10 protein-coding genes are annotated in these 12,540 nt (G+C 35.6%); all 10 read left to right on the top strand.

Going from position 1 to position 12,540, the window contains the following annotated elements:
• The first annotated feature begins 6 nt into the window (after positions 1-6).
• The 10 genes from PQ463_RS04890 (at position 7) to PQ463_RS04845 (ending at position 12,539) form a co-directional block, all read left to right on the top strand.
• On the top strand, positions 7-2,106 hold the full coding sequence (locus PQ463_RS04890) for a phage tail sheath C-terminal domain-containing protein (protein WP_274256591.1): 2,100 nt from the start codon (positions 7-9) through the stop codon (positions 2,104-2,106).
• A 27-nt stretch (positions 2,107-2,133) separates the two neighbouring features.
• Positions 2,134-2,562 carry a phage tail protein gene (locus tag PQ463_RS04885; RefSeq protein ID WP_008463601.1) on the top strand — a complete coding sequence of 143 codons (429 nt, stop codon included), beginning with the start codon at positions 2,134-2,136 and terminating at the stop codon, positions 2,560-2,562.
• Positions 2,563-2,564: 2 nt separating this feature from the next.
• Positions 2,565-3,011: a phage tail protein gene (locus PQ463_RS04880; protein WP_111378153.1), complete on the top strand. Its 447-nt coding sequence runs from the start codon at positions 2,565-2,567 to the stop codon at positions 3,009-3,011.
• A gap of 7 nt (positions 3,012-3,018) precedes the next feature.
• Positions 3,019-3,186 (top strand): DUF5908 family protein, encoded by a 168-nt coding sequence (locus PQ463_RS04875; RefSeq protein WP_167511678.1) that lies wholly within the window; start codon positions 3,019-3,021, stop codon positions 3,184-3,186.
• 1 nt (position 3,187) lies between these two features.
• Complete coding sequence (locus PQ463_RS04870) at positions 3,188-3,880, top strand: CIS tube protein (protein ID WP_111378154.1); 693 nt, start codon at positions 3,188-3,190, stop codon at positions 3,878-3,880.
• Positions 3,881-5,626, top strand: coding sequence for a type VI secretion system tip protein VgrG (gene vgrG, locus PQ463_RS04865; protein WP_274256590.1), 1,746 nt, complete (start codon positions 3,881-3,883; stop codon positions 5,624-5,626).
• A 65-nt stretch (positions 5,627-5,691) separates the two neighbouring features.
• Positions 5,692-5,982: a PAAR domain-containing protein gene (locus tag PQ463_RS04860; RefSeq protein ID WP_111378156.1), complete on the top strand. Its 291-nt coding sequence runs from the start codon at positions 5,692-5,694 to the stop codon at positions 5,980-5,982.
• A gap of 2 nt (positions 5,983-5,984) precedes the next feature.
• On the top strand, positions 5,985-6,395 hold the full coding sequence (locus PQ463_RS04855; RefSeq protein WP_274256588.1) for a GPW/gp25 family protein: 411 nt from the start codon (positions 5,985-5,987) through the stop codon (positions 6,393-6,395).
• A 13-nt stretch (positions 6,396-6,408) separates the two neighbouring features.
• On the top strand, positions 6,409-9,843 hold the full coding sequence (locus PQ463_RS04850; RefSeq protein ID WP_274256587.1) for a baseplate J/gp47 family protein: 3,435 nt from the start codon (positions 6,409-6,411) through the stop codon (positions 9,841-9,843).
• Complete coding sequence (locus tag PQ463_RS04845; protein WP_274256586.1) at positions 9,831-12,539, top strand: baseplate wedge protein; 2,709 nt, start codon at positions 9,831-9,833, stop codon at positions 12,537-12,539. The genes PQ463_RS04850 and PQ463_RS04845 overlap by 13 nt, the downstream gene beginning before the upstream one ends.
• The last annotated feature ends 1 nt before the right edge of the window (position 12,540 follow it).

Here is a 12,540-nt window from a genome sequence, read left to right as displayed (position 1 = left end):
TCAATTATGGCAACAACTTACAAAACGCCTGGAGTATATGTTGAGGAAATCGTAAAGTTTCCCCCTTCTGTTGCCCAGGTAGAAACTGCGATTCCATGCTTTATTGGCTATACTGAAAAAGCCATGAACAAGATTAATGGAGATTTGAAATTGAAACCGACAAGAATAACATCTCTTTTAGAATATGAACGCTTTTTTGGCTTTGCAAAACCAGAGACAACAATTAGTGTAACCATAAATGATGTTGCAACAGAGAATGGAGATACAAGATCTATTGTTGTGGATCAGCCAACTTCAAAACAGCCTTTTTTAATGTATTATTCTTTGCAGCTGTTCTTTGCAAATGGAGGTGGTCCTTGCTACATTATTTCGGTTGGGCGTTATGGAAATGATTTAGATGAAGAAGACGCTCCAGTCACAACAATCAATAGCATTGCTAAATTGGCTGAAGGATTGGCAGAATTAGAAAAGGTAGACGAACCAACTCTAATTCTATTTCCTGACGCGACAAAAGTAAGCGGAATAGATAAAGCTAATTTCTACGGATTGTACAATAGCGCATTATTGCAATGTCAAAATCTTCAGGATAGATTTACCTTAATAGACACTTTAAGTTATGATGAATCAAGTCCAACAGATCCAAATATAGATGATTTAAGAGGTGTAATTAGTGCTGAAAAAGACACTATTAAATACGGAGCAGCATATTATCCGCACTTAGAAACCATCTTGGACTATGCGTTTGACAGCAGTAAAATTGTACTAAAACATTACTCTTATACAGCAAAAGCGTATGATCAAATCGCTGTGGGACTAGAACCAATTGAAAATGCAACTACAGGAATTGATGCAACTGTTGCGAAATTGGTTGACGTTACCACTACTCCTGGAGATATTTCTGGACAAATAAGCGATTTATTTTTGCAAATGTACAGTGGCGGCGCAACTGGTTTTAATTTAGCCGTAACCTTTGAAAGCGACCCTGCGAAAAAAACAGCTTTCCTAGAAAAACTGAATGTTCTGCTTACTTCTTTAGAAAGTTTGTCTCTTTTGAGAAATTCGCTAAACGACGAAGCAAATGCTGCAATCAGTACGATATCTGATGAAGATATGGTTATTGCAAATAACATCACAAGTGCTTTGACTACATTTAATTCGAATTTTACGGCTGCAGATAAAATTGATTCCGTATATAAAAATCTGAAAGCGTTAAAGAAAAAAATACAGGACGAGAACGCAACGGCAAAACTGCTTAAAATTGTATCAACTGATCCTGTAAGTTTTGATAAAGAATTAAAAAAACTTGTAGAATACGATCCCTTTACTAGTCAAACGGGAATTACGGTATCTAAAAATACTTTTTCTCCTATTAAGGCAAACCTTCTTACACTATTAGATGCTATTAAATCTGTTAGCGGAAAAGATGTCAACAATGGAGCATTAAACGGAAGAAAATTAAGTACTTTAGAAACTATCGACAATGTGACTTTCAACAAAATCCTTACTGAAATCTATAATCTGCCAATAACACTTCCGCCAAGCTCTGCTATTGCAGGAATATATGCCAGAGTCGATAGAGACCGAGGCGTATGGAAAGCTCCTGCAAATGTAAGTTTGAACTATGTCATAAAACCAACAGTTAAAATAACAAATACCATTCAGGACAACTTAAATGTTGATACTGTCGCAGGTAAATCTATCAACGCTATCAGAACATTTACCGGTAAAGGAACCTTGGTTTGGGGGTCAAGAACCTTAGCCGGTAACGATAGTGAATGGCGTTATGTGCCTGTTCGCCGCTTCTTCAATATGGCAGAAGAATCTATTAAAAAAGCAACCGAACAGTTTGTTTTTGAACCTAACGATGCCAATACTTGGATCAGAGTAAGAGCTATGATTGAGAATTTCTTAATTCTTCAATGGAGAGCTGGAGCTTTGGCTGGGGCAAAACCAGAACAAGCATTTTATGTAAGAATTGGTCTGGGACAAACCATGTCTGCTATGGATATTTTAGACGGCAAAATGATTATCGAAATTGGTATGGCAGTAGTTCGTCCAGCTGAGTTTATCATTCTTCGTTTCTCTCACAAAATGCAGGAATCTTAATTAAAACATCATTAAAAAATATAAATCATGAGTTATCCGTTATCAAAGTTTCATTTCTCAGTTGACTGGGGTGGAACAAAAATAGGCTTTACAGAAGTTTCCGGATTAGATGTAGAAACTGAAGTTATTGAGTACCGTCAGGGCGCTAGTCCAGAGTACAGCAAAATTAAGATGCCAGGTATGCAAAAGTTCTCTAACATTACGATGAAAAGAGGAACTTTCAAAAGCGATAATGAATACTACGCTTGGTGGAATACGGTAAAACTAAATACCATCGAAAGAAGAGATATTACCATCAAATTGCTTAACGAAGAGCACGAACCAGTGATTACTTGGAAAGTAAAAAATGCGTGGCCAACAAAAGTGCAATCAACCGATTTAAAAGCCGATGGAAACGAAGTAGCCATTGAATCTATTGAATTGGTTCACGAAGGTTTATCTATTCAAAATGACTAATCATGGCTAATTATTACCCACCCGTAGGCTTTCATTTTCTAGTTGAATTTGATCAACTGGGCACAAAAGAAAAAGACCATCAATTTCAGTCAGTATCAGGACTTTCTGTAGATCTTGAAACAGAAGAATTTGTTGAGGGTGGAGAAAACAGATTCAAACACAAGCTTCCTGTAAAGACCAAATATCCCAATTTGGTTTTAAAAAGAGGAATTCTTATTGACTCTGAAGTAATTGAATGGTGCAGAAAAGCAATTGAAAATTTCGAATTTAAGCCCGTTGATTTAACGGTAAAGCTCTTAAATCAAGATCACGAGCCGTTAATGCACTGGAAAGTGGTACATGCTTATCCAGTAAAATGGGCTGTTGAAGATTTCAGTGCTTTGGAAAGCAAAATTGTTGTTGAAAGCTTTGAGCTTGCTTATAATCATTTCACCCTTCATAAAAAATAATGTAGCCATGCCAATTGAAATCAAAGAACTTCACATTAAAATAAATGTGAACGAAAGTCCAAGTTCGGGTGCAAAACCAGCTTCATCATCATCTTCTTCTTCTACAGAAAAAGATAGTGTAGCTGAATGTGTCGAACAAGTAATGAAGATTATTGAACGAAAAAAAGAACGCTGATATGACGACAACTGGTGAATTAAAAAAACTGAAGATTATTGCCTATAGCGATCCACAATTCAATAGTCCGATTTCAGATATTGAAGAGTTCATTACTTTGATGAATCCTGAAAAATACACTTTTCATTACAGAATAGAACAAGATACAACCCAAGCCGCTGGAACGAGCAGTCCTGCACCAAGATTTACAGCGATTGCTCCAGAGGAATTAGAATTGGATTTTGTTTTTGATCGAACTGGTGTTATTGCCGGCAAAGAAAGTACTGAAAATGGTGTTATTGAAGACATTGAGCATTTTAGAAAAGTAATTTTAGAATATAATGGCACAGAACATAAGCCAAACTATTTAAAAATTGCTTGGGGAAGTCTGCTTTTTAAAGGATCTCTCACCGAAATGACCATAGAATATAAACTTTTCAGGCCAGATGGAACGCCCATTAGAGCCATTGCAAAAGGTAAATTCAAAGGGGTTGTTGAAGATGAGCTAAGAGCAAAACAGCAGAACAATCAATCTCCTGATTTAACACACACTAGAACTGTAAAAGCAGGCGATACGCTTCCGCTAATGTCATTTAAAATCTACGGCGATTCAAAATATTATCTCGAAGTGGCAAGAGCCAACAAGCTCATCAATTTCAGAAAATTAAAAATTGGTCAAAAAATATTTTTCCCTCCTCTACAAAAACAACAATAGATGAACAATTCTGATGTCATACAAACCAGTAAAAGTGCCGATTTAGTAACGCACAAATTACTCATTGAGGGAACTGAGCTGTCTGGTGTTTACCAAGTAATGAGCATTGTAGTTCATAATGAGGTAAACAGAATACCTATGGCGCAGATTATTTTGACCGATGGAGATGCTGCGGCACGAGATTTTAAACTAAGCAACGAAGATTTACTTATTCCAGGAAAAAAGATTGAAATCAAAGCGGGCTATCACAGTGACGAAGAAACTATTTACAAAGGAATTGTTGTAAAACATTCCATAAAAATAAAAGACAAATCGTCCTTGTTGATTGTAGAATGTAAAGACGAAGCCGTAAAAATGACTATCGGAAGAAAAAGCAAATACTTTTATGACGTTAAAGACAGTGATGCTTTTGAAGACATTATTGGCACTTACGGATTGCAAAAAGATGTGGAAAGCACAAATTATAGCCACAAAGAGTTAGTGCAATATAATACATCCGATTGGGATTTTATTGTTTCTCGAGCACAGGCTAATGGAAAATTATGTTTTGTTGAAAATGGAAAAGTCTCGGTTAAAAAGCCAGATTTAGCTTCAGAATCAGTTGAAACGGTTGCTTTTGGCGCTACGATGCTAGATTTTGATGCTGAGATTGATGCTAGAAATCAGTTTGCCAAAGTTTCATCTTACAGCTGGAATGCATCCAATCAGGAATTACTAGAAATTGAAGCTAAAGATCCTAGCGTAAGTCTAAACGGAAATTTATCTGCTTCTGATTTATCCGATATCGTAAAGCTCGAAAATTTAGAATTACGTCACGGCGGTCACGTTACCGATACCGAATTGCAAGATTGGGCCGATGCTAAATTATTATTTCAACAGCTGTCAAAAGTTCGCGGAAGAGTAAAATTTCAAGGCATTCCCGCAGTAAAACCCAATACTATTATCACGCTTGAAGGTGTTGGAGATCGTTTTAACGGCAAAGCTTACATAACTGGAGTTTTCCATGAAATAGCAAACGGTAATTGGACTGTAAATGTGCAGTTTGGATTAAATCCTGAATGGTTCTCTGAAACGTATGATGTCAATACGCCATCAGCTTCTGGAATAATTCCGTCCATAAAAGGATTGCATATTGGCATTGTAACCCAACTTCAAGACGATCCCGATGGCGAAGACCGAATTTTGGTCAAAATCCCAATCATCAATAACGAAGAACAGGGAATTTGGTGCAGAGTCGCAGCTTTAGACGCAGGTGACAACAGAGGTACATTTTTTAGGCCAGAAATTGAAGACGAAGTAATTATTGGCTTCATCAATGAAGATCCGAATGATGCGATTGTTTTAGGAATGCTCCACAGCAGCGCAAAACCCGCTCCATTAAAAGCATCTGATGATAACCATCAAAAAGGGATTTTCACAAGAAGCGAAATGAAAGTGCTTTTTGATGATGATAAAAAATCGATTGCCATTGAAACTCCCGCAGGTAAAAAAATAACGCTCGACGAAGACAAAGGATCTATAGTTGTTGAAGATGAAAATTCGAATGTAATTACAATTGACAGCGCAGGAATAAAAATGGAAAGTGCAGGCGATATTTCGATAAAAGCAACAGGCGATGTAAAAATTGAAGGCACCAATGTCAACCTAAAAGCAACCGCCCAATTTAAAGCCGAAGGAAGTGCTGGCGCAGAAATGTCATCGGCTGCCGTAGCGATTGTAAAAGGTAGCATCGTACAGATTAACTAGGTCATCTTCTGTCTTCTATTACAAAATACTTAAACAAAAAGGTTAACTATAAAAAATAAGTAGTTATGGGAGCACCAGCAGCAAGAATTAACGATATGCATGTTTGCCCAATGGTAACTGGAACTGTACCTCATGTTGGTGGACCAATATTACCGCCAGGCTCACCAACAGTACTCATAGGCGGTCAGCCAGCCGCCTGTCTGGGAGATATGATAGTTTGTACAGGTCCTCCGGATAGTATTATTGCGGGCTCAGCCACAGTGCTAATTGGAGGAAAACCAGCCGCAAGAATGGGAGATTCAACTGCGCATGGAGGCACAATTGTATTAGGATGTCCAACCGTTTTAATAGGCTGATTATGGAAAATAAAGAAGCTTTTTTAGGTACTGGATGGAGTTTTCCGCCAGAGTTCAAGAAGAACAGTAAAGCAGTCGTAATGACGTCTGACGAGGCAGATATTAAAAGCAGTCTGGAGATATTGCTTTCTACCAAAATCGGCGAACGCATTATGTTGCCCAGATACGGATGCAATATGGACGAATTGCTTTTTGAAACATTAGACAGAACACTCAAAACCTATGTTTCAGAACTTATAAAAACGGCGATTTTATATTACGAACCGCGAATTGATGTTGAAAAAATCGATATCGCGCAAAGTGATGATTTAGAAGGAGAATTATTAGTCATAATCGATTATAGAATAAGAAGTACGAATTCAAGAAGCAATCTTGTTTTTCCTTTTTACAAAGAAGAAGGCACTAATGTTTAAAAGTTTATAAGCTATGAGCACCAACGGCAGCCAAATAGACAATGTTATTTTTAAAAGAAATGGAGTTAATCAGGAAGAACGCTTTAGTGATGCATTAGAGCCTAGCAACCTGAAACTTCATGATTTTACTATTGAAGACTGGCTGTTATTTGCTTATAATTTTGCAAAAGAAGTCAACTTTTTCGATACAAATAACGATAAAAAACCAGAAGGCAACTGGCAGGAGCTTTTCAATTATTTCGGCTTTTCAAAAGATAATCTTCCAAATGGCAGCATCCCGCAAAGAACAGATGAAAGATATGGCTATTTAAAAGAAAACATCACCAAAACATTATCAGCCGCCCATATCAATCAAGACCTTACTCCTCACCTAACCTTGTTTGTGTGTTTTTTAAAATTATTAGAATTATCTCAAAACAAACTTAATGGCATTACCAAAAAACATTTAGATTTTTTCTATAAAGACATACTTCAAATTCAAAAACTTCCTGCAAAAGCAGACAAAGTCAATATCATTTTTGAATTGGCAAAAAAAGTCGCCGAAGAAAAAATTGCTGTAAACACAGAACTCGACGCTGGAAAAGATCCTGACGGCAAAAAACTAATTTACAAAACCACAGAAGAATTTATTGCCAATAAAGCCCATATAGCGTATTTAAAAAGTGTATATAATGACATTAAGTTGGGGGAAATTAAATACAGCGAAATAGCCAATTCTTTAGACGGAAAAGGCGAACCTTTAAAAGAAGATTCTCCTTATTGGTTTCCTTTTGGATATACTTCTAAAGAAGAGAAATATCCAAAACTAGACGATGCTAAACTTGGTTTTGCAATAGCTTCGGAATTATTTAATCTTAAAGAAGGCGACAGAAATATTGACATCACAATTGATTTTGATGAGGTTTTAACTTTTCATGATCTATTGGACACAACTGATCTTTTGAAAAATATCAGCATTCTATATAGCGGTAAAAAGGGATGGATTGGAGATATTAAGCTTAGCTCAGACATCTCTTTTAAAAATGTGAGTCAATATACGAGCATTAGCAGCAACCAATTAAAATTGGTTTTTAAGATACCAAAAGATAGTCCCGCAATTGTTAACTACGATCAGAAGGTTTTAGGTGAATTTTTCTCGACAGAACTGCCTGTAATTCGATTTTTAATTAATACGCGAGATAAAAAAGGCCATACTCTTTTTAGAAGTCTAGTTACAAAACCAATAGCAGGCATTACGGCAAAAGTTGAGGTTAAGGATGTAAAATCACTTATCTTAGAAAGTGACACTGGAGCACTTAATGCGGCAAAACCCTTTTACCCTTTTACAACCCAACCCGAAAAAAACAGTTCGTTTATCATAAACTATCCTGAAATCTTTTCTAAAAATTGGACAGACGCCCATATTAACATAAAGTGGAAAAACACTCCTTTATCATTTGTAACTCATTATGCCGCTTACAAAAATAGTTTCCTTGAAACCATAAGCAAACAAAGTTTTCTTGATGCTTTTTTCCCAAAGGAGATCGTTAAAAAAATGACGGATGCCAAACAGCCAGAAGATGGAATTGCAGAAAAAAACAATTCCGACATAAAAGCTCCTGTAGAGATTAATGAGGAAATAGAAGCTGTTGACGAAATACCTGAACCGCCTGAAATAGAACCTGATGCTGGAATTGTTATCGAGAACTACTTTAAAGCAACCTTATCTGTTTTAGATAAAGAAGTTTGGGACGAACAAGATGAAACAGTCAATTTATTTGACGCTGATGATGAAGAAGATAATGCATTCGAATCGAATATCTATGTAAAAGGCGATTATGACCCTGGGAAAAGCGGACCTATACGATTGACCTTAAATCAGTCATTTTTGCATTCGTTATTTCCAAAAATATATACTTTGGCCATAATGAATGTGGCGGACGAGCCAACAACACCTATTCCAAATGAGCCTTACACACCTGTTGTAGAAAGTATCAGTCTGGATTATTCTGCTGAGGAAAGCATTTATTTTCCTGAAGAAAGCACTGATTTTACTCTTTCTGCCTACGAGTCTAACCGAATAAAACTATTTCACGAAGCGCCTTTTGGCCAACAGGAAGAGCATTCTTATTTGAAACAGCAAGCCATCTATAAAGAAATCTTAGATCCTTCTACTCCAATAACTAATTGTCTGGTTCCTGATTATTGCAATGGAGGCGAATTTTATGTAGGCTTTCAAGATGCCGAAATATCGCAGCAAATTTCATTATTATTTCAAATATTAGAAGGAAGCGAAAACACCAGCGTTGACACTTTTACAGGAACACAAAAGGTAGAATGGTACATATTATGCGATAATTATTGGAAAAATCTTGATAAGGATATTTTAGCAAATGGTATCGATAACTTTTTAAAATCGGGTATCGTAAAATTTAGCATTCCAAAACAGGCAACTAATGACAATACGCTGTTTCCTGCCAATACCATTTGGATCAAAGCAAAAATGCACAAAGATTACGATGCCGTTTGCAAAGTCATCGATGTAAAAACTCAAGTTGTTACCGCGCAATTTTTTGACAACAACAATAATTTAGCGCATTTAGAAAGTACATTACCTGCGAAAACAATATCTAAATTAATTACCAGAGTTCCGCAAATTAAAAGCATTGAACAGCCATTTAATTCATTTGATGGAAAACCATTAGAGTCAGATCCCTCCTATTATCTGCGTGTAAGCGAGCGCTTGCGCCACAAAAATAGAGCAATAACACTTTGGGATTATGAGCATCTTATTTTACAGGAATTCCCAAGTGTCTTTAAAGTAAAATGCCTTAATCATACTTTTATTTCGGGTACAAAAACCTCTTTTTTAGCTCCTGGAAAAGTAACACTGGTCGTAATTCCAGACATCGTAGACAAAAATGTATTTGATATTTATGAGCCAAGAGTAAGCACGGCGACTTTAAACAGCATTGAGAGTTTTATTAATTCTAAAAATTCAATGTTAGTTTCGGCAAAAGTCATTAATCCTGATTATGAAAAAGTTATAGTAAAACTGAAGGTAAAGTTTTATCCAGAATACGATGAGAATTTTTATAAAAAACAGCTTAATGAAGATCTTATAAAATTTCTATCTCCTTGGGCCTTTGATACCTCAAAACAAATCATATTCGGAGTTGAACTACAGCGCAGTGTTGTTATAGAATATATCGAAAATTTATATTACGTAGACTTTTTATCTATGCTAGAAATGGCAATATACATTGATAAAACAAATAAAGAAGAACCTAAAACATTAGAAGATACAGATAAAAATGATACCAAAGCTTATCTATTAGATTTTCAAACCACATTATCGCCTTCAAGTCCAAAAAACATTTTAGTCTCTGTTAAAAACCACATTATCAGCACCGATATAGATACTTGCAAAAAAATAACCCCACAAGAACCTGAAAAATGTCAATACTAAACCCACATATCACTATTTCTAAAAAATCAGCATCAGAAGACGATTTGGATTTCTTTTATTTAAGAAAAAAAGGAATCGAATATATCGAGTCTTTTGGCAGTAAATTTTGGACTGATTTTAACGAGCATGATCCAGGTATCACGATGCTAGAGATGCTTTCTTATGCCATTTCAGATCTTGGCATGAGACTTAATCTTCCTATAGAAAATATATTAGCATCTGACGATAGTAATAAAGGCATTCCAAAACAGTTTTTTAAAGCTTCAGAAGTATTATCATCAAGTCCGGTAACACAAAATGATTACCGAAAACTATTTATAGATATAGAAGGCGTTCGAAACTGCTGGCTCGCCAAACATGAGAAAAAAGTGTATGTGGACTGCAAAAAAAATCAGCTTTCTTATGATTTTAAAGATTATGAAAATCTACCAGATAACTTAAGAAAAACTTTTGAACTAAATGGTTTGTATGATTTGTATGTAGATTTTGAAAGTTCAAAACTCGCAGATATAGAAGCTGTTAAAGAAAAAATTAAAAAACAGTATCATGCTAACAGAAACCTTTGCGAAGATCTGGTGGACATCAAAAAAGTAGTTGACTATCCTATAAAAATATGTGCTGATATTGAAGTAAATACAGAAGCCGATGAGGAACTGGTTCATGCGAATGTTCTTCATGCCCTTGAAAGTTATTTATCTACAACTGTCAATTTTTATTCACTAAAGCAAATGATTGATAAAGGATATTCGACTTTGGAGATTTTTGATGGCCCTTCTTTAGAAAACGGTTTTATTGACACAAAAGAATTGCTCAAAGCCGATTTGAGAAACGAAGTCCGTCTTTCAGACATTATTAGAATAATTATGTCGGTGCCAGATGTAATCTTAATAAAAGATATTTCTTTAGGAAACTGCGGTGGTGATGATCTTGAAAACAAATGGCTTATCTGCCTTAAACCTTATCAAAAACCTGTTATCTGTGTCAAAAGTGTTTTCAACTACAACAAAGGATTATTGCCTCTTAACATCAATCAGGCGAAGGTAAAAAAATATTTAGACGCTATAAAAGCAGAAAAAGACAAAGCCACAACCAACGCCAGCCAGAATAAAGAATTAGAAATACCAAATGGCGAATATCTCAATACTGATTTTTATACCACCATACAAAATGATTTTCCTGAAACGTATGGCATTGGAGAAGTTGGCCTTCCAACGAGAGCCTCTGTCGAACGTAAATCTAAAGCCAAACAATTAAAAGGCTATCTCCTATTTTTTGATCAGATATTAGGAAGTTATTTTAAACAATTAGGTCAGGTAAGCGAATTGCTTTCTGTCAGCGGGAATTTGACTCGAACTCTCTTTACTCAAGTAGTTAAAGATATTGAAGGAGCAAATGACATTGTAGACGGATATGATAGTTACACTGACGATAGCATTACAGAACTGCTTTTTGACCAGCAAGACAATAATATCGAACGAAGAAATAAAATATTAGATCATCTATTATCTCGTTTTGCAGAGAATTTCTCAGAATATGTTTTTGTCAATAAAACCATTTACGGCAACACGGCAGATCAAGTGGTATTGCGCGACAAAGAAAACTTTTTGAAAGATTATAAAGTCGTAAGCAAAGATCGAGGCAATGCTTTTGATTATTATAAACAGCCTATTGCCGATTTATGGAATACAAATAATGTTTCAGGAGCAGAAAAAAGGATTTCGAGACTTATTGGTATCAAAGATTACAGCCGCAGGAATCTTTCCAATTCGTTTGTCCAGATGTACAACTTTATTGATACAGACAATCAATCGGTTTATAGATGGCGAATTGTCGATACAAATAATGAAATTGTACTTTCTTCAACCGCAGAATACTTTGACACCTCTGCTGCAAATAAAGAGCTTTATTTTGCTGTATTACAAATTATTCAGACTCGTGAATATAAAATAAAAGAGGCTTTTAAAAACGGTACTGTAAAAGATTTAGCTATTATCGATAATATTTTAATTCAGCAGTCAGATGCAGGAAAATATTCTTATGATATTATCAATCCAGCCATACCCATTAAAGACAAGAAAAATCCGGATCGCATTATTGCCCGCAGATTTGAATACTATACTAATCTGGCAGATTTAGAAAAATCGATTCTGGACTTGATTCAATTCATGAAAGAAGATTTTACCGAAGAAGGAATGTTTTTGGTCGAACACATGATGTTGCGTCCAGATGTAAACCAGACCACAGTAAATCCAGATACTTTCATGCCAATCTGTGCCGAAGAGTGTGGCGATTGCGAACCTATAGATCCTTACTCCTACCGCGTGAGCGTAGTACTGCCAGGATATACATTGCGATTTGCCAATACCGATTTTAGAAATTATATAGAAAAAATAATAAAAGAAGAATTGCCTGCTCATGTTCTGGCAAAGGTATGTTGGATTGGATATAGGGAAAAAGATGTAAAAGACCCCACAGAAAACCAGTTGGTTCAATTTGAAAAAACATACAAAGAATATTTAATCGCAAAAACCGATTTGAATCAAGAACAGCCAGAACCTCAATTAATCAGTTTTATTAAATCACTAACCAGTCTCGACAATGTTTACCCAACAGGACGACTGTTTGACTGCAGTGATGAAAACGAGCGATTGTCTGATAAAATTATACTAGGAAAAACGAATTTAGGATCACTATAAA

It is taken from the genome of Flavobacterium sp. KACC 22763 (assembly GCF_028736155.1).
Lineage (GTDB): Bacteria > Bacteroidota > Bacteroidia > Flavobacteriales > Flavobacteriaceae > Flavobacterium.
This window is presented reverse-complemented; position numbering and strand designations above follow the sequence as displayed.